At 47.8% G+C, this 22,822-nt stretch carries 17 protein-coding genes and 1 pseudogene; 8 read left to right on the plus strand and 10 right to left on the minus strand.

Annotated features, from left to right (window positions below; all coding sequences use genetic code 11):
- Positions 1-12: 12 nt before the first annotated feature.
- Complete coding sequence (gene ilvB / locus BHV83_RS19705; RefSeq protein WP_122205341.1) at positions 13-1,713, minus strand: biosynthetic-type acetolactate synthase large subunit; 1,701 nt, start codon at positions 1,711-1,713, stop codon at positions 13-15.
- Positions 1,714-1,736: 23 nt separating this feature from the next.
- Positions 1,737-3,572, minus strand: coding sequence for a dihydroxy-acid dehydratase (gene ilvD / locus BHV83_RS19710; protein ID WP_122205386.1), 1,836 nt, complete (start codon positions 3,570-3,572; stop codon positions 1,737-1,739).
- Positions 3,573-4,481: 909 nt separating this feature from the next.
- On the opposite strand from ilvD, the gene BHV83_RS19715 reads away from it, so the two are divergent.
- The 3 genes from BHV83_RS19715 (at position 4,482) to aroC (ending at position 7,433) form a co-directional block, all read left to right on the plus strand.
- A complete protein-coding gene (locus BHV83_RS19715) occupies positions 4,482-5,657 on the plus strand; it encodes a MalY/PatB family protein (RefSeq protein WP_036658535.1) in 1,176 nt (391 codons plus the stop codon).
- A 97-nt stretch (positions 5,658-5,754) separates the two neighbouring features.
- Entirely contained in the window at positions 5,755-6,333 is a 579-nt protein-coding gene (locus BHV83_RS19720; RefSeq protein ID WP_022321315.1) for an FKBP-type peptidyl-prolyl cis-trans isomerase, read from the plus strand.
- 29 nt (positions 6,334-6,362) lie between these two features.
- A complete protein-coding gene (gene aroC, locus BHV83_RS19725; RefSeq protein WP_122205340.1) occupies positions 6,363-7,433 on the plus strand; it encodes a chorismate synthase in 1,071 nt (356 codons plus the stop codon).
- A 68-nt stretch (positions 7,434-7,501) separates the two neighbouring features.
- Here the strand turns inward: aroC and rlmH are convergent, their stop codons facing one another.
- Positions 7,502-7,975 (minus strand): 23S rRNA (pseudouridine(1915)-N(3))-methyltransferase RlmH, encoded by a 474-nt coding sequence (gene rlmH / locus BHV83_RS19730; protein WP_122205339.1) that lies wholly within the window; start codon positions 7,973-7,975, stop codon positions 7,502-7,504.
- A 90-nt stretch (positions 7,976-8,065) separates the two neighbouring features.
- Here rlmH and BHV83_RS19735 point away from each other — a divergent pair, with 90 nt between their 5' ends.
- Both BHV83_RS19735 and nadC read left to right on the plus strand, forming a co-directional pair.
- Positions 8,066-8,437, plus strand: coding sequence for a DUF4783 domain-containing protein (locus tag BHV83_RS19735; RefSeq protein ID WP_005651328.1), 372 nt, complete (start codon positions 8,066-8,068; stop codon positions 8,435-8,437).
- Between the two features lie 67 nt (positions 8,438-8,504).
- Positions 8,505-9,342 (plus strand): annotated as a pseudogene (gene nadC / locus BHV83_RS19740) (carboxylating nicotinate-nucleotide diphosphorylase).
- Positions 9,343-9,369: 27 nt separating this feature from the next.
- On the opposite strand, the gene BHV83_RS19745 reads toward nadC, so the two are convergent.
- Together BHV83_RS19745 and BHV83_RS19750 are read right to left on the minus strand one after the other, a co-directional pair.
- A complete protein-coding gene (locus BHV83_RS19745; RefSeq protein ID WP_122205338.1) occupies positions 9,370-9,945 on the minus strand; it encodes an acyltransferase in 576 nt (191 codons plus the stop codon).
- Positions 9,946-10,647 carry an SAM-dependent methyltransferase gene (locus BHV83_RS19750; RefSeq protein WP_046451673.1) on the minus strand — a complete coding sequence of 234 codons (702 nt, stop codon included), beginning with the start codon at positions 10,645-10,647 and terminating at the stop codon, positions 9,946-9,948.
- A 133-nt stretch (positions 10,648-10,780) separates the two neighbouring features.
- On the opposite strand from BHV83_RS19750, the gene BHV83_RS19755 reads away from it, so the two are divergent.
- Positions 10,781-12,187 (plus strand): methyltransferase RsmF C-terminal domain-like protein, encoded by a 1,407-nt coding sequence (locus BHV83_RS19755; RefSeq protein WP_122205337.1) that lies wholly within the window; start codon positions 10,781-10,783, stop codon positions 12,185-12,187.
- A 27-nt stretch (positions 12,188-12,214) separates the two neighbouring features.
- On the opposite strand, the gene BHV83_RS19760 is transcribed toward BHV83_RS19755, so the two are convergent.
- Positions 12,215-14,584 (minus strand): ABC transporter permease, encoded by a 2,370-nt coding sequence (locus BHV83_RS19760; RefSeq protein ID WP_122205336.1) that lies wholly within the window; start codon positions 14,582-14,584, stop codon positions 12,215-12,217.
- Between the two features lie 324 nt (positions 14,585-14,908).
- Between BHV83_RS19760 and BHV83_RS19765 the strand changes: the two genes are divergently transcribed.
- On the plus strand, positions 14,909-15,700 hold the full coding sequence (locus BHV83_RS19765) for a DNA-binding domain-containing protein (RefSeq protein ID WP_122205335.1): 792 nt from the start codon (positions 14,909-14,911) through the stop codon (positions 15,698-15,700).
- A gap of 168 nt (positions 15,701-15,868) precedes the next feature.
- Here the strand turns inward: BHV83_RS19765 and BHV83_RS19770 are convergent, their stop codons facing one another.
- Positions 15,869-17,938, minus strand: coding sequence for an RNA degradosome polyphosphate kinase (locus BHV83_RS19770; RefSeq protein WP_122203815.1), 2,070 nt, complete (start codon positions 17,936-17,938; stop codon positions 15,869-15,871).
- A gap of 58 nt (positions 17,939-17,996) precedes the next feature.
- Between BHV83_RS19770 and BHV83_RS19775 the strand changes: the two genes are divergently transcribed.
- A complete protein-coding gene (locus BHV83_RS19775) occupies positions 17,997-18,491 on the plus strand; it encodes a metallophosphoesterase family protein (protein WP_122116031.1) in 495 nt (164 codons plus the stop codon).
- Positions 18,492-18,564: 73 nt separating this feature from the next.
- On the opposite strand, the gene BHV83_RS19780 is transcribed toward BHV83_RS19775, so the two are convergent.
- The 3 genes from BHV83_RS19780 to BHV83_RS19790 form a co-directional block, all read right to left on the minus strand.
- A complete protein-coding gene (locus tag BHV83_RS19780) occupies positions 18,565-19,686 on the minus strand; it encodes a hypothetical protein (RefSeq protein ID WP_022321461.1) in 1,122 nt (373 codons plus the stop codon).
- 61 nt (positions 19,687-19,747) lie between these two features.
- The gene (gene lipA, locus BHV83_RS19785; protein ID WP_005634818.1) at positions 19,748-20,593 is read right to left on the minus strand and encodes a lipoyl synthase; all 846 of its coding nucleotides are present in this window, start codon (positions 20,591-20,593) and stop codon (positions 19,748-19,750) included.
- 6 nt (positions 20,594-20,599) lie between these two features.
- Entirely contained in the window at positions 20,600-22,774 is a 2,175-nt protein-coding gene (locus tag BHV83_RS19790) for a S9 family peptidase (protein WP_046451671.1), read from the minus strand.
- Between the last annotated feature and the right edge of the window lie 48 nt (positions 22,775-22,822).

Here is a 22,822-nt window from a genome sequence, read left to right on the forward strand (position 1 = left end):
AGCTTCACCTCCTTACTTATCTCCTAATATCATGTTCGTTACGCTTCCTCCGGCAGGCACCATCGGATATACCATACCACACGTTTCCACATTGGCGACCAACACAAACGCTCCGTTATGGTTCAACATCTCGGCAATAGCCTCATCCAGTTCCTCCCGTTTTTCAACGGTGCGGCCAGCGATACCGTACGCTTTCGCGATCGCCACGAAATCCGGGTTCTCCATGATCGTATTCGAATAACGTTCGTGGAAGAACAACTCCTGCCACTGACGTACCATTCCTAAGAAATTATTATTGAGGATAATGATTTTCACATCCAGTTTTTCCTGCATAATGGTTCCCAACTCCTGAATCGTCATCTGCATCCCACCGTCACCGGTAAAGAAGCAGACCGTACGGTCAGGTGCACCGAACTTGGCTCCCATAGCAGCGGGAAGGCCAAAGCCCATCGTCCCCAGACCACCTGAAGTAACCACGCTACGAGTGCGTTTATATTTGAAATAGCGGACACCCATCATCTGGTTCTGTCCGACATCCGTAACTAAAACAGCATCGTTTCCAGTCGCCTCGGACACTTTTCGAACGACTTCACCCATTTTCAAAGATCCGTTCATCGGATACAACTCCTTCTCGATCACCTTTTCATACTCTTCCTGTGCATCAGGCTCAAACTCAGCATTCCACTCCGGACGTTTCCGTTCTTCCAACAACGCAGTTATCATCGGAATGGTATGTTTGGCATTTCCGAGAACCTTCACATCGACCGGTACATTCTTCCCGATCTCCGAGTTGTCGATATCCAAATGGATCACTTTCGCCTGCTTGGCGTATGTCTTCAAATCGCCAGTAACACGATCGTCGAAACGCATACCGATGGCGATCAACACGTCACATTCATTGGTCTTCCTGTTCGGACCGACATTGCCGTGCATACCCAACATACCCTTATTCAAAGGAAAATCGGAAGGCAACGCCGATAGACCGAGAACAGTCGAACCGGCAGGAATGTCATTCTTCAGCAGGAATGCTTTCAGCTCCTCTTCAGCACCTCCCAACAAAACCCCCTGTCCGACCAGGCAGAACGGTTTCTCCGCTTTATTGATCAACGCGGCAGCCGCTTTAATCCGATCCTGGTTGATATCCGGTTCCGGCTGATAGCTGCGGATATAGTCTACTTTCTTATATTCATAATCCACAAATCCAACCTGAGCATCCTTTGCCAAATCGAGTACAACAGGCCCCGGCCGTCCGGTAGAAGCGATATAAAAAGCACGTGAAACAGCCCACGCTATCTCTTCCGGCTTGCGAATCTGGTACGCCCATTTGGTGATCGGTTGCGTAATGCCGATCACATCGACTTCCTGGAAAGCATCTGTTCCAAGCAATGGAGAAGGGACCTGTCCGGCTATGACCACCATAGGAGTGCTGTCCATCAGTGCATCGGCAATGCCGGTGATGGTATTTGTTGCGCCGGGTCCTGAAGTAACCAACGTCACCCCTACTTTACCGGATACACGGGCATACCCTTGTGCAGCATGCGTCGCCCCTTGTTCATGACGCACCAATACATGCTTCAATTTATCCCTGTAATCGTACAAACTATCGTAAATAGGAATCGCTTGCCCGCCGGGATAACCGAAAATCGTATCTACTCCTTCAGCTATCAGTGACTTCAGCAAAGCTTCCGAACCGGTTATCTTCTGTTTCTCCATATCTCTTTATTTTAGTCTTGTGTTTAATCTTCTACTACTCTCACTCCACCCTTATCGGCCGAACTGACCATCTTACCGTAAGCTCTCAAGGCTTTTGAGACGACACGCTGGCGATGAGGCGGCGTAAAGGCTTTTGTGCCGCGGGCTTCTTCCGCTTTACGGCGTTCTGCCAACTCTTCATCGCTTACCTTCACATTAATCGTACGTTCAGGGATATCAATCTCGATTATATCGCCGTCTTTCACCAGTCCAATCGCTCCTCCTGCCGCAGCTTCGGGAGAAATATGACCGATAGAAAGACCGGAAGTACCGCCACTGAAACGACCGTCTGTGATCAGCGCGCACTCCTTGCCTAAATGACGGCTTTTTATATAAGAAGTAGGATAAAGCATTTCCTGCATACCCGGACCACCCTTCGGTCCTTCGTGTGTGATCACCACCACATCGCCCGAGACGACTTTTCCACCGAGGATGCCTTCGCAAGCCGCATCCTGCGAATCGAACACTTTCGCCGGACCGGCAAACTTCCAGATGCTTTCATCCACACCGGCCGTCTTGACCACACAACCGTCCAGCGCGATATTTCCTTTCAGGACAGCCAGGCCGCCATCTTTGGAATAAGCATGCTCGATATCACGGATACATCCGGCGGCACGATCGGTATCCAGTTCCTTATAATAGGTTTCCTGCGATCCCATCCGAATGCTGAAACGATGGGCGGGAGCACTCTTGTATTTCTTGACAGCCTCGTCCGTCACATTCGGCGAGGTGATAGCAAATTTATCCACGGCTTCGGCAAGCGTCATTCCGTCCACACGCTTCACATTCCCGTCTACCAAGCCGTTTTTCAGCAGCTCGTTCATGATTCCCATGATACCACCGGCACGGTTCACATCCTGGACGTGGTAGGTGTGCGTGTTGGGAGCAATCTTGCAGAGGCAAGGAGTCTTGCGGGAGAGCATATCGATATCGTCCATCGTGAAGTCCGCCTCAGCTTCCTGCGCGATGGCGAGCAAGTGGAGAACCGTATTGGTGGAACCACCCATTGCAATATCCAATGACATGGCATTCAGGAAAGCCTGACGGGTGGCGATACTGCGGGGAAGAACAGACTCATCACCGTCACGATAGTATTTATAGGCATTTTCTACAATCTGCCGGGCAGCATCGCGGAACAGCTGTGTACGGCCCACATGCGTAGCGACAATCGTACCGTTGCCCGGAAGAGCCAGGCCGATCGCTTCGTTCAGGCAGTTCATCGAGTTGGCCGTAAACATACCGGAACAACAACCGCATCCCGGACAGGCATTCCGTTCCACCTGTGCGATCCGTTCATCGCTGACCGAAGTGTCGGCCGATTCAATCATGGCATCGATCAAATCCAGATGGCGGTTATCCAGCTCACCGGCTTCCATCGGACCGCCGGAGACAAAGATAGTCGGAATATTGAGCCGCATGGATGCCATTAGCATCCCCGGAGTGATCTTGTCGCAATTGCTAATGCAAACCATTGCATCGGCTTTGTGGGCATTCACCATATACTCGACGCTGTCCGCAATAATATCACGTGAAGGAAGCGAATAGAGCATTCCGTCGTGTCCCATAGCGATACCATCGTCAATGGCAATCGTATTGAATTCGGCAGCAAAGCAACCCAACTTTTCAATCTCCGCTTTTACCTGCTGCCCGATCTCGTGCAGATGGACATGGCCGGGTACAAACTGGGTAAATGAATTCACAATGGCTATAATCGGTTTACCGAACTGCTCTTCTTTCAGACCGTTGGCACGCCACAAAGCGCGAGCCCCGGCCATGCGTCTGCCCTCTGTGCTGTATGAACTTCTTAACGGATTCTTCATCATATTATTTGTTGTTTTCGAACGGCTCACGAACCGCCCCTATTTTCTTATCCTAAATATTATTATATTAAAAAAGCCCTTCTCTGTATGGAGAAAGGCTTAAGAAATATCTTTATATGACTTCACAATTTCTTGCACACCTTTCTCCTTACCTGCTAATGACTAGAAGGACCACCACGAGAATAATATGCAATACATTGTTCATCATCTTTTCTTACATCTTTATTATTGTTTGACGCTGCAAATGTAGAACAATAATTCATACCACCAAAGAAATTAAAAGAAAAATATCAATTTATCTTACATTTCTCAAGCAAAGAAACAAGATAGGCTTGCAGTTTAACACATCCTTCCAATCTTCCATTATCAAATCCGAAATACCTGTCTGGATTGTTTCCGCCTAACTTTTCATATGAAAGAATATGCGAGTAGGCTTCACCATCGTCTTGCTATATATTAAAATAAAAGCAGATCTTTAAGGTGAAGGAAGGCATTCGGACTGGCTTCACCTTAAAGATCTGCTTTCACCCTGTCTCGTACAGATTTAATTATAACTTCTTACGTTTTTGCCCAAGGCCGAAAGCCTTTTTGCCTAATGGCAAAAGCCTTTTCGACCTTGGGCAAAAAGATATTCGACGTAGGTCAAAAACTCTATGGCTTTATAGCCTGACAATAAAAGTATGGCAGTTGCCACTCTATGATACTTTTCGTACCCGACTCATTTACAAGTGTCAGTTATTTACATTTATAGACACCTATAACAGGATTTTTAATACACAGTCAATCTATTTCAGGACGAGACAAAATTAAAAGTCCGGTTGTGTAACTACCCAAATGTCGGAATCGAAACAGTTTCTAAATATAATTCGTATCTTTGACCCCGATCAACAGACTGAACTTATAGAGATAATGAAACAATACAACTTTGACGAGATCATCGAACGTCGTGGAACCAATTGTGTCAAGTACGATCTTCTAAAGAAAGACTTCGGTAACGAGAACCTTGTTCCACTTTGGGTAGCCGACATGGATTTCCGGACACCAGACTTTATTGTCAACGCAATCAAGAAGCGTCTGGAGCATGAGATTTTCGGGTACACATTCGACTCGGATTCCTATTATAACAGTATCATCGAGTGGGTACATTATAAACATAACTGGAAAATCCAACGCGAATGGCTTAGTTATATTCCCGGCATCGTAAAGGGAATCGGCTTCGTTTTGCAATGCTTCACCAAACCTGGTGACAAAGTAATTATCCAGCCACCGGTCTACCATCCTTTCCGCATCGTTCCGGAAAACATGCACCGTGAGGTTGTCTACAACCCGCTCAAAACAGTAGACGACATTTACGAGATGGATTTCGAGAATCTTGAATCGGTCATCGATGAGCATTGCAAAGTCCTGATCCTTTGCAACCCTCATAATCCAGGCGGTGTCGTCTGGAAAAAAGACACACTGGTCAAGTTGGCCGAGGTTTGTGCCAAACACAATATACTCGTTATCTCCGATGAAATACATGCAGAGATGGCTTATCCGCAATATACGCATCATCCGTTTGCAACGGTTTCGGAGACAGCCGCCAATTGCAGCATTACTTTCATGGCTCCGAGCAAGACTTTCAACATTGCCGGAATCGTCACCTCCTACTCGATCATTCCCAATGCGGAAATACGAGAAAAATTCTATTCCTTCATGGAAGCAGGAGAATTCAATGCCGGGACGATCTTTGCCTATACGGCAACAGAAGCGGCTTATACATACGGAGCCGAATGGTTGCAACAGATGCGGATGTATATCACTGAGAATGTCCGCTTCGTAGATGAATATTGCAAATCCAAACTCCCGAAGATCAAAGTCTATCCCCCCCAGGCCTCTTTCCTTGTATGGTTGGATTGCCGTGACCTGAAACTAAGCCAGCCTGAACTGGTAAGCTTGTTCCAAGATAAAGCCGGCCTGTTGCTGAACGACGGAAGCATGTTCGGTCCCGGAGGTGAAGGGCATATGCGTTTGAATATCGGCTGTCCGCGTTCCGTCCTGTCTTCCGCACTGGATGCTTTGAAAAAAGCGATAGATAAGAAATAAAGCCGTTTGCCTATTTAATTATCCAGAGATTGGGCAGACAAGTCGGAAATTATACGTAAATTTGTCACCATTTTATTTATCACAAATACAATTACAAATGAAAATTACAGCAAATAAGTTCGTTGCAGTTACTTACGATCTGAATGTAGGCGAAGGCGAAGAACGCGAATTGATGGAAAGAGCAACAGCTGAAACACCTCTGAAATTCATCTTTGGTACAGGCGCTATGCTCCCCGCTTTTGAAGACGCTCTGAAAGGACTGGAAGTAGGCGACAAATTTAATTTTTCCATAACTCCGGCTGATGCATACGGCGAATATGTGGAGGAACACGTACTGGATCTTCCGAAGAATATTTTCGAGGTAGACGGCAAGTTCGACTCAGAAATGATCAAAGAAGGCAACACGGTACCGATGATGGATTCGAACGGCAACCGCATGAACGGTTCTGTCTTGGAAGTAAAAGAAGATGTTGTCGTTATGGACTTCAACCATCCGTTGGCTGGCGAAACATTGCATTTCAATGGTGAAGTTATTGATGTACACGAACCGACAGCTGAAGAAATCGCAGCCCTCACAGCTCCGGCTGGTGGATGCGGTTGTGGATGTGACGACTGCGGAAGCGGTTGTGGCGACCATAACCACGAAGGTGGATGCGGATGTGGCGGATGCCATTAAAGAATTGACAATTGACAATTTTAGCAAGGGTGAATACATTTGGAAACATATACAGGCTGACCTCTTTCGGAGAGTCGCACGGTCCCGGAATCGGAGGCGTAATAGACGGATGCCCTGCTGGTATCGAACTAGATACGGCATTTATCCAAAGTGAACTGAACCGCCGTAAACCGGGACAGTCCAAAATCACAACCCCACGCAAGGAAGACGACGAAGTACAGTTCCTTTCCGGTATTTACGAAGGAAAAACGACAGGGACTCCGATCGGTTTCATCATCTGGAACAAGAACCAGCACTCGGCGGACTACGATAATATGAAGAATGTTTATCGTCCTTCCCATGCAGATTACACCTACCAGACCAAATACGGAATCCGCGACCCGCGCGGAGGTGGACGTTCGTCTGCACGTGAAACGATCGCCCGTTGCGTAGCCGGAGCAATTGCCAAACTGGTTCTTCGCCAGAAAGGTATCCGGATACAAGCATTTACCTCACAGGTCGGGAACATCAAACTTAACGGTTCATACACGGATTACGACTTGGACAAGGCGGAAGATACGGCCGTACGTTGTCCGGACCCGGCGACCGCCGAAAAAATGGAGGCTTTGATCGCCGAAGTGAAATCCAAAGGAGATACGATCGGCGGCGTCATCACCTGCGTAGCACAGGGAGTTCCCATTGGTCTGGGCGAACCGGTATTCGGAAAGTTGCATGCGGCATTGGGACATGCGATGTTGACAATCAATGCCGTAAAAGGGTTCGAATACGGTGACGGTTTCGAAGCGGCCTTATATCGTGGCTCGGAACGGAACGACCGTTTCTTCAACGACAACGGACACATCAACACCCGTACGAATCATTCCGGTGGCATACAGGGAGGTATCTCGAACGGGCAGGATATTTATTTCCGTGTTGCCTTCAAATCGGTCGCCACCATCCTGATGGAACAGGAAACCGTCAATATGGAAGGTGAAGACACGATCCTGAAAGCCCGCGGACGCCATGATCCGTGTGTTTTACCTCGAGCTGTCCCTATCGTCGAATCAATGGCAGCAATGACACTGTTGGATTTTCTGCTTATGCAGAAAATCCGAAATTGAGAATTGACAATTGACAATTAAATGTATCAGACAATTATCAGATTGTATTTTTAATTGTCAATTGCCAATTATTCATGGTGATAGGGTTCATTATTCAGAATTGTCATCGCCCTATAGAGCTGCTCGATAAAGATCAGGCGGATCATCTGGTGGGAGAAAGTCATTTTGCTTAAGGATATTTTCTCGGCGGCGGCTTTATAAACAGCATCGCTGAAACCATACGGACCACCGACAACAAAAACCAGGCGCTTCGGGACTGTATGCGTCTTTCTTTCTATATAGGTGGAAAACTGCACCGATGTAAATTCTTTTCCTTTTTCATCCAACAAAACCAAATAGTCACCCGGCTGTAATGCTTTCAGAATCAAATCTCCTTCCTTCTCTTTTTGTTGGGATTCGGAAAGATTTTTGACGTTCTTAATATCAGGGATCACTTCTATTTCAAAAGGGATATAATGGACCAGGCGGTTCTTATACTCATTGATCGCTTCCACAAAATAGCCGGCATCCGTCTTGCCGATCACAATCAGCGCAATTTTCATTCGTTTACATTTTAGAGATTGAGGGTGCTAAATTACAGGAAAAAATACATACCTTTGTACGATAATACTCACAAAAAGAGGAGAAAGCTTATGAAACGATTATTTTTGACGTTGGCATTGGTTCTCTCGGTTCTGAGTGTAATGGCTGCCGACATAGTTCCTATATCGAACGCTTTTAAAAGAGGCAACGTCTCGTCGCTCAGTGGATCAATGGACAAGGAAGTCGACATGGCCCTACCGGGTTCATCCAAAAAGTGCAACGCAAACGACGCTGTTTCAATGCTGAATGCCTTCTTCGGAGGGAACAAGCCGACAGGATTCACAGTCGTTCACCATGCTGATAAAAAAGAGACTGGTTTCTTTGTCGGTAAACTACCTACTTCATCCGGTGAATATCGCGTAAACGTGACATACCGTGCAGAAGGAAACAAAGCGATTATACAGTCTATCAGAATTGAATAACAAGATCTTATGATTTATACCTTGTCGCATATAAATCATAAATCATAAATCATAAATCAACAGTAACATGAACGTACAAGAGACAAAAGAACAACTGATTGCGGAACTGATCCGCCTGGCATTCGCAGAAGATATAGGAGATGGCGACCATACGACTTTATGTTGCATTCCGGCTACGGAAATGGGGAAGAGCCAGCTGATCGTGAAAGAAGACGGCGTATTGGCCGGTGTCGAAATGGCTGAACGTATTTTCCACACATTCGATCCGGAGCTGAAAATGACGACATTCATCCATGACGGAGCCGAAGTGAAGAAAGGCGATATCGCTTTCGTTGTCGAAGGGAAGGTACAGTCTTTGTTGCAAACGGAACGCCTGATGCTCAATGTCATGCAACGCATGAGTGGTATTGCAACCACGACACGCAAATATGTCAAAGCATTGGAAGGAACGAAAACACGCGTACTGGATACGCGTAAGACGACTCCGGGCCTGCGCATGGTCGAAAAAGAAGCAGTTAAAATCGGTGGAGGTGTCAACCATCGTATCGGGTTGTTCGATATGATTTTGCTGAAGGACAACCATGTGGACTTTGCCGGCGGTATCGAAGCGGCCACTGAAAGAGAAAAACAAGGATTTGAAGATTGAAATCGAGGTTCGTAACTTCGACGAGTTACAGGAAGCAATGCGTGTCGGCGGTATCGACCGTATCATGCTGGACAACTTCAATATCGAGAATACGAAGAAAGCCGTCGAAATGGTTGCCGGACGTTACGAGCTGGAATCTTCAGGTGGCATCACATTCGCCACGCTTCGCGATTATGCCGAATGCGGTGTGGATTATATCTCAGTCGGAGCCCTGACACACTCTGTCAAGGGGCTGGATATGAGCTTTAAGGCTTGCTAAAGACATTAAGGCGGGCGGATCTCGTCTCTACGAAATACGCGTCACGACGCCCCCCTCTAACAGGTATTGCTGATTGCTTTCCGGGCATGTGGCGATACCTTTTTCATTGAAGGAGAGGCGATGCCCGTATTCGCTCACCCAACCGATCTGACGGGAAGGATTGCCGACAACCAAAGCGTATGGCGGAATATCTTTGGTGACCACGGCCCCTGCGCCGATCATGGCATATTCGCCGATCGTATGCCCGCAAACGATCGTTGCGTTCGCACCGATAGAAGCACCTTTGCCGACATACGTCTTCAAATATTGGTCTTTACGGGAAACGGCACTGCGGGGATTGACCACATTTGTAAAAACGCAGCTGGGTCCTAAAAAAACATCATCCCCACAAGTCACGCCGGTATAGACGGAGACATTGTTTTGTACCTTCACATTATTCCCTAAAACCACCAGAGGAGAGATCACGACATTCTGCCCGATATTACAATTCCGACCGATTGTGCACCCCGGCATAATATGGGAAAAATGCCAGATGTGTGTGCCGTCTCCAATTGTGCATCCGGGATCGATAACGGCTGTTTCATGTGCCTTATAAGTTTCCATTTACTTATATATTAAGAAGATTGTCGGTTTCTTGCTCAAATCAGGAACCTTTCCGGCCCATTCTTTAACAGGACGCGTATGGATATATTCATCTTCGCAAGTGATATTCGAAGCAATACACAATTTGGTCGAAGGACGGCACGTGCGGATCAACTCCTCCGCCAATTTATTATTGCGGTAAGGCGTTTCGATGAACAACTGCGTCTGGTTCTCCGAATAAATGCGCCCTTCCAGCTTCTTGATCGCATTCGTACGCTGTGAAGCATCGATCGGCAGATAGCCATGAAAAGCAAAGCTCTGCCCGTTAAAACCGGAACCCATCACCGACATCAGGATCGAAGAAGGGCCGACCAGCGGAACCACCTTGTAACCTTTACGCTGTGCAATAGCCACCACATCTGCCCCCGGATCGGCAACCGCCGGGCAGCCGGCCTCCGAGATCACACCGACCGACTCGCCTTCCGCCAAAGGAGCCAGATAAGCGGCAACGGCTTCGGCCGACGTATGCTTGTTCAATTCATAAAAGACAAGATCGTCAATCACGATCGAAGGCTCTGTCTTTTTCAGGAAACGGCGTGCCGTACGTACATTTTCGACAATGAAATGACGGATGGAAAGGATAACCTCCCGGTTGTATTCGGGAAGGACCCGGCGATGTTCGACGTCGCCAAGCGTGACAGGGATGAGATAGAGAGCGGACATGAATTTATGATTTATGATTTATGATTTATGATTTATGACCATGATAAAAAAGGCGACATGGCCATAAATCATAAATCATAAATCTTAAATCTTACGCAAAAGTAGTATTTTTGCCGAAAACAAGCGAAAAGAGATGGCACTTCCGATAGATTTTATCACACGTACCCGCGCATTGCTGGGAAATGAGTTCGACAGTTTCGAAGCGGCGTTGCAGGCCGATGTCCCTGTCAGTATCCGTATCAACGAGAAGAAAGGCACTCCTGCTCCGTCGACGACCGGTGCGCCGTGCGAACGGGTGGCCTGGTGCGAGACAGGCTATTACCTGCCCGAAAGGCTTTCGTTCACCTTCGATCCGCTCTTCCATGCCGGCGCCTACTACGTACAGGAAGCGTCGTCCATGTTTCTCGAACAGGCGATCCGCAGTCATGTGAAAACGCCTGTCCGATGTCTCGACCTATGTGCCGCTCCGGGAGGTAAATCGACCCATCTGGCGGCGTGCCTGCCGGAAGGGAGCCTGCTGGTCAGCAATGAAGTGATCCGTAGCCGGAGTCATATACTTGCGGAAAATATCGCCAAGTGGGGAAATCCGAATTGCATCGTGACAAACAATGATCCGAAAGAGATCGGCTGCCTTACGCATTTCTTTGATGTGATCGTCGCCGACGTACCCTGTTCCGGCGAAGGCATGTTCCGCAAAGATACCGATAGTACAGGCGAATGGAGTATCGCGAACGTCGAACTCTGTGCCGGACGCGGACGCCGCATCATCCACGATGTCTGGAACGCACTGAAGCCCGGTGGTCTGCTGATCTACAGTACCTGCACCTACAACATGGAGGAGGATGAAGAGAATATCCATTATATAACGGAAGAATTGGGAGCCGAAGCACTGCCCATCCCCGTGAAGGACGAATGGCAGATCACCGGCCCGCTCAAATACGACCATCCGGTCTACCGTTTTTTCCCGCACAAGACCAAGGGCGAAGGTTTCTTCCTCGCCGCCCTGCGCAAAGCGGACGGCGAGACGGAGGAGATCCGGTTCAAAAACAAGAATAAAAAAGAAAAGGGAAAAACAGTTCCTGCCGTCCCGGAAGCAGCCAGAGCCTATCTGTTGGACACCACCTCCTTCACACCCGAATGGAGCGGAAGTACCCTCTGGATGCTCCCCGAACCCGTCCGAGACGTGTATCCCCTGCTCCGCGAGCACCTGCGCATTCTTTCGGCCGGGATCTGCATGGGCGAAGCCAAAGGAAAGGACTTCATCCCCGCCGAAGAGCTGGCACTCAGCACGGCCCTGCGCCGGGAGGCTTTTCCTACGGTCGACCTCGATTGGGAGGACGCCATCCGGTATCTGAAAAAAGAAGCCCTTCTCCTCCCCGACAGCACCGAAAAAGGCTATGTCCTGGTCTGTCATAAAGGTTTCCCGCTCGGCTTCGCCAAACATCTCGGCAACCGTGCCAACAACCTCTACCCGCAGGAATGGCGCATCCGCACAGGGTATGTGCCGGAGAAGGTGAAGACATTCGAAATGAAGGTTTAGGGACGTGACGGCCGCTTGTGATAGACACTATTCGCTTTTCACCACCTCCGCCGGATTACTGTTGGCCGCCCTCAACACTTGCCCCAGCACGGTAAGGAGCACCACCGCGACCACTCCCGTTATCACGCCGGCCAACAACCACCAGGGGATGTCCGTACGGTAGGCATACCCTTGCAGCCAACGGCTCATGACGATGTAAGCCAACGGGAGCGCGACCGCGCCGGCAAGCATCACCTGCACCGTATATTCGCGGAAGAACATGCGGATGATATCGCCCACTCTGGCCCCCACCACCTTACGGACAGCAACCTCCTTGCGCCGGCGCTGCGTGGAGGCTGAGGCTACGGCATAAATGCCGAACAACGAGATCAGCAGGCAAACGATCGCCAGGACGGAAAACATCTTCAAGCCGGCTTGCTCCGAATAATTCAGACGGTCATACATCTCGCTTAACCGTACCGGATGAACATCTACAAAAGAAGCATCTATCTCGGGCAACACTGCGTTTATCCGCCGGATCGCCTCTTGCTCCTGCCCCGGCACAGCACGGACATACAGACTGTTTGTCGGATAAACCGATGGGAAGAAGATCGTTGGAAGAATGCGGCTACGAAGCGAAAAGAGATGGAAATCCTTCACAACACCGACCACCCGGTATTCTTCCGGCTCATTCAATGTCATGCGGATAATGGTACCCACCGGCTCCTCAAGCCCCATCGCCCGGACAGCTTCCTCGTTGAGCACGACTTTACGCTCTCCGCCTTCACCCAACCACTCCCCTTGAAGCATGTTGACCTTGAAGGTTTCGGCAAACCGGCTGTCGGTCGGCACGACACAGAATGCCGATTTTTCGGATTGCGTCTTCCCCGGCCACTCGATATCCGTTTTTATGTCAGAAGGAGTCGCACTGTGCTTCGGCGTAAAATAGGTATCCGTCACATTCCCGACTTGCGGGATCGAAGCCAACTCCTTCAATAAGGCCACCCGCACATCCTCATTAATAAAAAGCTGTATGCCGGACAAATAGACAATCCCATTGCGGTCGAACCCCAGATCCTTGTGATTGACGAAACGCATTTGCAACATCACCACCCACGCAGCGACAATAAATAGAATACTGACAGCCAATTGCAAGGTAACGGCAACACGTTGCAAGCCCAATTGCCCGGTCGTCTTCCTTTCCGCCCGCGGCCGGACAGCCAACCGGCTTAACCGCCAAAAAAGGACAGAACCGACAAGGAGTACCAATAGCATCACTCCTACTCCGCAGAGGGCAAAAAGCCCTAATACCCGCGGCATCTCCATCGAAATCCCCAGCAATCCGGAAAAGACCGGATTGACAGCCACCACCAAATAGCAGGCCGGAAGCAAAGCCAAAAGAATGGCACAAGTCAATTCAAACAACATTTGCCCGATAAGCTGTCCGCCCGACGCTCCATTCACAGCCCTCAGACGCAACTCGCGCATGCGTTGACGAAAAAGATCAAGATGCAGATTCAGGAAGTTAAACAAGGCGCTGAAAAGCAACAACATTCCGGCGACAACGAACAAACGTATGAAATTCAGTGTAAACGGAGCCTCATCCTTCAGCCGGTAGCGTACGTCTCCTATCGGCAACATCCGTATTTCGACATTCTCGTTCGCCAGTGACCGCGAAGGATAATCACGCAATTGACCGGCAAGGCGACCGACATCCGTATAAGGAGGCAACTTCGCATACATCTGCAAAGAGGCAAAATTCCATATCGCCTTCCCGGATTCATCCACAAAGGTCTTATGCATCTTTATCTGCTCATGGGAAAGAATAGCCTCAAACGACAAATTAGTGTTGCTTGGGGGATCTTTAATGACTGCCGTAACGGTATAAGGCGGATCATATTGAGTCAAGCCTGTACTTTTTACAGACTGTCCGATAGCCTTTTCCACGTCCCCGAACAAACGTACGGCAACCGTTTCCGTCAGGATCATATTATTGGCGACTTGCAACGGATGCCAGGCGTCGCCACTCACGATTGTCTGCGGAAAAACATCTAAAAAAGCGCTGTCCGTAAAAAGCGTAAGCAATCGGACGTAGGGCGTCCCTTCGGTCTTGCAGTCATTTTGATCGATAAAAAAGACGGTAGAGGTCTGCATGGCAGGAAACCGGTCATGCAGTTTCCGGTCCAGAATGCCCGACACCATATCGTTTGTCTTGCCTGCCTGTTTGTCAAACGAGTAAACACGATAAATGCGATCAGCATCAGGATAGAAACCATCATACGACGTCTCATAACGCAACCAATAGAGCGCCGGGACGAAACAGGCAAGTCCGAAGGCCAATCCGAAAATACCGGTCAGCGACTGCGTCTTGTATTTCCACATATTGCGGAAAGCGATTTTCAGATAAAGTGCAAGCATGATACCATCTAATTAAAGTTACGACTCTTGAAACAAGGGCAAAAAACATGCCAATACGCATAATTATATAATATACAACACCTTGCAACAATGCAAGGCCATCAGAAGTGTCTAATTATTTGACAGCGGTGTAAATATATTAGACACTTTCCAGGGGATTCCGGCCGGACGGAGCAGTCACGCCTCTCTGCCCGACCACATGTCACGCCTATCAACCGCCTCCCACTTCGCTTACGTGTTGAACAACATAATAAATATATTGATATTCAAAGCCATAATCCAATATAAAAAGGTAAGTTTGCCTTCAACATAAATACAAACAATATGGCTACAAAAAGCTACAAATGGTTCTTCGACCTCACCGAAAACCTTCTGACAAAAGACGTGACGAACGACTACATCGCCACAGTGAAAACCCTCCTTCCGAAGACGGTCGACAACCTCGCCGATGACATCGTGAAGGAAACGGCCTACAATCGCGAGACAGTCATCGGCGTCATCACCCTGTATGACAAGAAAATCATCGAATCGGTCTGCCAGGGCAACACCGTCAACACCGGCTCGACGCTCTACGCACCGGCCCTGCCCGGCTCGTTCATCGGGACGGACGGCGTGGTGGACCGCACCAAGCACAAACCGTATGTGAACATCAACCCCTCGACTGGCTTCCGCAAGGAACTGGAAACGGTACTGCCCGTCTTTTCAGGCAACGTGCTCGACTCAGGCGGCGCATACATCGGACTGGTGACCGACTCGGCCACCGGACGCACGGACGGATTCATGACACCGGGCAACACGATCGACATCACGGGCAAGAAGATCCGCAGCCTCAACGCCGACGGGTCGGGCATCGGAAGCATCAAGTTCGTCAATGTCGAAACAGACGCGGTGGCGGCAACGATCGCTTCGCTGACGATCAACGATCCGGGGCGTGTCATACTGGTCGTCCCAGCCAGCCTTACGGATGGGACATACCGGCTGGAGATCGAAACGTATTACAGCAACAACAACACATTTCTGAAATCTCCCCGTACATTGATATATACACCCCTTTACATCGGCAAGGTTCCAAGTAGCGGTGGCAGTGGCGAAGATGAAAGACCGGGAGAACTCTAACGGCTTTCAACAGATATTTTCCTATGGTAGCCGTAGGTGCTCATCTATGGCTGCCATAGGTGGGCATCTACTCCTACCATAGGCGAGCGGCTACGGTTGCCGTAGGTGTCCACCGACTTTTGCCATAATTATCCTTACTCAAGATCGGAGAAGGAAGATCCATAACAGCTACATTTTATTTTTCAGATATTCATAAATAGCCAACTGTGCCCGGACTTTCACCGGGTTATCATCCCGTTTGAAGTTGTTATGCAAATGTTCGTCGATCAGACAGGCTTTCACATTATCTTGCAACTGTATTTTCAGAATATCTATAATGCATTGCTTGATTTCCGCATTCAGAATCGGAAAAGCCGTCTCTATACGGCGATTCAAGTTCCGGCGCATCCAATCGGCGGAAGTCAGGAACAAATCTTCCTCGCCGTCATTATAGAAGTACCAGATGCGGGAATGTTCCAGAAACATATCCACTATACGGGTCACCCGGATATTCGCACTGAACGGACGGTTCGGAACCAAGCAACAAATTCCCCGGACAATCAGATCGATTTCCACCCCGTTCTCGCTTGCGTTATACAATTCATTGATCATATTCTGGTCATGCAGTCCGTTCATCTTCAACACGATGCGTCCTTTACGTCCGGCCTTCACGTGCTCAATCTCCCGATGGATCATGCGAGTCAGTTCCGGCACCATATTGAAGCGGGCGACCAGCAGATGGCGGAATGTCGGTCCGGCCAGCTTCCCTTCCAGCACCGCAAACACTTTGTTTATATCGGTTATCAATTCCGCATTCGAAGTCAGCAACGCCATATCGGAATAGATGCGTGCCGTTTTTTCATTGAAATTGCCGGTACTCAAATAGGCAAAATCCCGCCGTTTGCAGCCGTCTTCCGTATCTTTCCGCAGAATAACCGCCACTTTTGCATGTACTTTCAGACCGGGAATGCTATAGATGATGCGAATACCCGCCTGCTCCATCCGTTCGGCCGTACTCATATTGTTTTCTTCGTCGAAACGGGCTTTCAACTCCACAAAGACCGTCACCTTCTTCCCGTTCTGAGCAGCGCTGATCAACGTGTTGATAACAGCCGAATTCTCCGCCACCCGGTATTGCGTGATTTTGATCTCATCTACTTTCGGATCAAAAGCCGCCTCCATCAAGAAGCGGATCAGGTAGTCGAAAGACTGATAGGGGAAATGCAACAGGATATCCCGTTTTTTCACCGCCCGGAAGACAGAGCCCATCTCGTCCAGAAAAGGCACACGCATGGGAGACGGGACCAGCTGCTCCAGTTCTTTTCCTCTTGGATTCGGCAGTTTGATCAGATCCTGCAAATTGTTATACCGTCCTCCCAATACCAGATCGTCTGTGGTAATACCAAAAGCATTGCATATAAACGCCAAGAAATCATCGGGCATATTGCTGTCATACATAAACCGGCTTAAGGCACCGATCTTGCGCTTTTTCACTTTCTTACGAATGTTTTCCACGATATTCCCGCCTTTCTCGTCATCCAGGTAAATATCGGCATCCCGTGAAATCTTGATACTATAACAACTCTCCACCACATAGCCGGGGAAGATACTGGACAAATTGGCCCGGATAATATCGTCGATAAACATGATATAGTGTTTTCCTTCATGCGTAGGCAATTCGATAAAACGAGGTACTTTCGCATACGGGATTTTCATCAGGGCATAATAATAGTCCGGCACATAATCCGGCTCCGCCATCCGCTTGCTCTTTTTCACCATCCGGATCACCAGATAAAGACGACGGTCGCGTATGAACGTACGGATATCCCCCGCTTGTATCATGACCGGCGAGAGAAAAGGGAACACCTCTTCATTGAAAAAGTTATGCACGAATTCTTCATGAAACGGTTCCGGCCGGCTGTCCTGATACAGGTAGATATCCTGCCGGTTCAATTCCTGCAATACTTTGGAGAATATGCGATAGTATTCGCGCTGCTGTCGGTTCACCTCTTCCGTGATTTCGGCAAGCGTCTCTTCGGCTTCCGCCCCGCTTTCTTCGGTGAAGTTCTTTTTCATGATTACTCCCCGGTGCTCGGCAACCCTTATTTCGTAAAACTCTTCGAGATTGGACGAATAGATCGACAGGAACTTGATACGCTCATAGATAGGGAGCGTTTCATCCTCCGCTTCCAGCAAAACGCGATAGTTGAAGGACAACCAGCTAATATCACGTTTAAAGTATTTATGTGAATTCTCCATCGTATTATTATCTTCGGTCGGTAAATATAAATACTTTTGTGGGATAAAAGAAATTGTTATGCTTAAAATAGGACTTCTTTCAGATACCCACGCCTGGTGGGACGACAAGTACATGGAATATTTCTCGGAATGTGACGAGATCTGGCATGCTGGAGATATCGGTTCGGACACACTGGCGGCACGCCTGGCTGCCTTGAAACCGCTTCGTGCCGTATATGGCAACATCGACGGGCAATCGCTTCGGCTGCAATATCCGCAGGTCGCTCATTTCAAAGTTGAAGAAGTAAACGTGATGATGACACATATAGGAGGCTATCCCGGACGTTATAACCCGCTTATCCGGAAAGAACTGTACGACACCCGCCCTAATCTTTTCATTGCCGGACATTCGCATATCCTGAAAGTCGCTTTCGACAGAAGTTTGAATTGTTTGTATATAAATCCGGGAGCAGCCGGTAAAAGCGGGTTTCATCAGGTAAGGACTCTGGTACGTTTCGTTATAGACGGGAAACAGATCAAGGATTTGGAAGTTATTGAATTGGGGAACCGATAAGAAGGTGTCAAAACATCTTCATCACGATCTTTCAGTAAACAGTAATTTGTTCTGACATACCTCCTTATCGATTCTAACAACCAGCACAACAGAAATTTTCTGCCAGCAGGACCGTGTTTTGCAAATAAGCAAACTCCTGTTCAAAATATTCGCTGAAAACACCCGAACCCAGATTTTCTTCAATCTGTTTGGAAGTCCAGAGCTTTCCGTTCGGTTGTTTGATCTGATCCATGACCTTTTCTGAACGCACACACATCACATACAAGTTCACCAGATGTTTCACCTTTTCGTTCTCAAATGTGTACCGAATCAGGAAGCGGGGCATGACATCTTCTTTTTCACCCAAGCCACCCATTGTTTCACGTACCGTACTTTCTATACTATGACGGAACAAAACATAGCTGTAGAACGGATAGTCGATCGTATCCGGAGATACAAAAGACTTCTTCCCTCTGTTTACCAGATAAAGCATTCCCTGATAAATAACAGCCACACGTACGACAGGATGATAATACTTTTTTGGTAACGAACGACTTACGGATCGAGCTATGCAACCTATCACCTTTCCACCGTCGTTCAGAACAGGTAACCACATTTCTTTCCGAAGGCTACCTTGCATCATCGAAATCCTTATCTGTTCATATAGAATCAAAAAGACTCCGATAACGATCCCAAGCTCCCTGTATAAAAAACGCTCCATACGCACGCTCTGCATCGTTTCGGGCAGAATACTGTATACCAAAATAATAAACAGATGCAATGTATAAAGGTTCTGGATCAGCTGGGCGACAAAAAAGAATTCATTTAACGTAGTACGCATCAATGTCCGCTTGTAGGTCGGATGCTGAGACGTCCGGATTCGCCGCAATATTGTTCGCTTGGCAAACCCTAAAAACGCCAATACCACTACCAACAAGACTTCTGTTATCAACGGAGAATAAATAAACAACACCGGCTCAAGCCGAAGGCAAAGAAAAATCGAATAAAGAACTAATGTTGTCGCAGCCGGTAATAACAAAAATTGATAAACCTTATCCTTACTCAGTATCTGAAACAAAAAAATACAAACGAAACAAAAGGTAACGCCGATTATGAAGGATAACAAATATGAAAAATAATTATCCAAAAACATAAACAGCAACAGTGGCACTAAGCCTATAGCCTGATTATCCAGGCTCCTCTTCACTTTGTTCATACCCTTTCCACCTTTTTTCCCTTTATAACATAACAAACTGTACAGAGAAATGTTTTCGCCATCATACGTGTTTTTCAGCGTGATAAGAGGAACGGACCAGTGGAGCGCTTTCCACCTTTTTGAACCCTTTTTGTAAAGCAATTGATTTATAAGACTCAAACTGTTCGGGCGTAACGTATTCTTTTACCGGAATATTTTTCCGGCTTGGCTGCAAGTATTGCCCGATTGTCAAGACGGAGACACCGGCAGCCCGCACGTCATCCATCAATTCGCAAACTTCCTCGACTGTTTCACCTAGGCCTACCATTATACCGGTCTTGGCAACAACGCCTTGTGCAGCTATACGCGCAAGCACGGAGAGGCTCACTTCGTACTTCGCGGCACTACGCACTTCGGGACTGATACGGCGAACGGTTTCCATATTATGGGATATTATTTCGGGAGCGGCTGCCACCACTTTATCCACCAGTTCCAACCGTCCCTGAAAGTCGGGGATTAAGACCTCTACTGTCGTTTCAGGATTAACCGCTTTTATCGTACGGATCGTATCCACCCAATGCTGCGCACCCAAATCAGGCAAATCATCCCGGTCGACAGAAGTAATCACCGCATGTTTCAAATTCATCAGTCGGATGCTTTCCGCCACATTCGCAGGCTCCTTCGGGTCCAACGGGAGCGGCTTGCCAGTCAACGTATTGCAGAAACGGCAAGAACGCGTACAGATATCTCCCGCAATCATAAAGGTAGCCGTCCCTCTGCTCCAGCACTCTCCCATATTCGGACATTTCCCGCTGGTGCAGATCGTATGCAGGCAGTGGGATTCAACGATGCTTTTTGTTCGTGTGAACTGTTCGTTCCCACCCAGCCGGATTTTTAACCAATCCGGCTTTCTCAAATGTTCTGACATTATAAGTTACAAATTATCAAATAAAAAGTTAGACATTCTGGTATACAGATGATAGCGGGTGTTTCCACCGTAAATACTATGATTACGGTCTTTGTAAACCTGCATTTCAAACTGTTTACCGGCTTGTACCAAGCTCTCAGCATAATCCATTGTCTGCTGGAAATGCACATTATCGTCGGCTGTGCCATGAATCAACAACAACTTCCCCTGCAAATCCTTCGCCAGACGGATCGGTGAAGTAGCGGCATACCCTTCAAAATTTTCTTTTGGCGTACGCATGAAACGTTCCGTATAGACAGAATCGTAATATTTCCAATCGGTAGGAGGTGCAACAGCAATACCGGCTTTGAAAGTTCCATTGCCAACACTCATGGCCATCAGCGTATTGTAACCGCCGAAGCTCCATCCCCAGATAGCCATGCGGCTCTTGTCGACAAACGGCAATTTACCTAAAGCCTGTGCCGCTTCCACCTGGTCCTTGGATTCCAGTTCCCCCATCCGCAGATAGGTACATTTACGGAAGGCTTCTCCGCGGGCTCCTGTACCACGTCCGTCCACACAAACCGTAATGATCCCGTTAGCCGCCAGATATTGTTCCCAGTCAAAGCTATATTTATCCAATACCTGCTGGGAGTTCGGGCCACTGTACTGGAACATCAGAACCGGATATTTTTTCGACTCGTCGAAATCGACCGGCTTCACGATCCATGCATTCAATTCATAATCGGAAGCTGTACGCACTTTGATAAACTCTTTCTCGGCATATGAATAGCCAGCCAGCTTATCGACTAAACGGGCATTATCCTGCAGGACACGCAGGACTTTATTCGACTTCGTCTCGTTTACGGTGATTTTAACCGGCGTATTTGCATTTGAATATTGATTTACATAATAAGCGAAGTTATCGCTGAATGTGGCATTATTCGTTCCTTCCTGTGTGGAAAGTTTCGTCTTTACTCCTTTCGCATCGATTTTATATATAGCACGCCGGATCGGACTTTCTTCGGCCGATTCATAATAGACCGTCTTTGTCGCTTCATCATAACCCAGAAACGCAGTCACATCCCAATTGCCCTTCGTCACCTGGCGCTGCATGACACCCGTAGGAGAATACAGATAAATATGCGCATAACCATCCTGTTCGTTTACATATGAGAAACTGTTCGCATAGAAATGGATGGAGTTCAACCATTCCGAATCGACATAAGCCTTATTTTCATCACGCAGGATCAAACGAAAAACACCGCTTTTCGGATTCGCATAATACATATTGAAAACATTCTGATGACGGTTCAAGGTCATCACAGCCAACTGATCGTCATTATTCGTAAAAACAATCCGCGGAATATAGCTGTCCGCTTCTACCGGAACTTTCAATTCTTTTGTATCCTTCGTCGTCACGTCATAAGAATGCAACGTAACTTTCGAATTCTTCTCACCAGCCTTCGGATATTTATAATTATAATAGCCGGGATATAATCCCTCTCCGAACATCTGCATCGAATATTCGGGAACTTCCGATTCGTCGAAACGCACAAAAGCCAGCTGCTCGCTGTTCGGAGACCAAGCCATCAGGTTCGTTACGGCAAACTCTTCTTCATAGACCCAATCGGTAATGCCATTCAGGATTTTATTCATTTCACCGTCTTTCGTCACCTGGACCTCTGTATCATAATCGAATTTACGAATCCATATATTATTGTCACTTACATAAGCGACCATCCTCCCGTCCGGCGAGAATGTCGGAATCATCTGCTTGCCTTTCGAATCTGAAATCGGTTTCACATAATTACGGCGCACATCGTAGTCATACACATTCGCCTTGAATGAACGGCGATAGATCGGTTCCGTATCGCGCCATACAAGAATATGGTGTCCGGTACTGCTAATCGTGTATCCGTCGAACTTGTCAAACGTACACTCACGCGCTTTCTCTGTATTGAATAAAGTATCGACCGGATTTCCAGTACGATAAGAATACTTTATAATCATGTTGCGAGCATCATTCATCGCCGTATAATGCTCGCCATCAGGCATAGAACGCATTTCTCCAATATTAGTAACCTGGCGGAACTGACCGTCTGTAATTTCTTTTAAATCGACACGTTTGCTCCCATTCTGGGCTGCCAGGCTCCCAACCAGCAAGAACGAAAGTAAAGCACCAAAACCTAATCGTTTCATGTATGATTCTATTTTTATCTTAATATTTCAGTTAGAACGGATTGCAAA

The sequence above is a fragment of the Parabacteroides sp. merdae-related_45_40 genome, assembly GCF_001915675.1.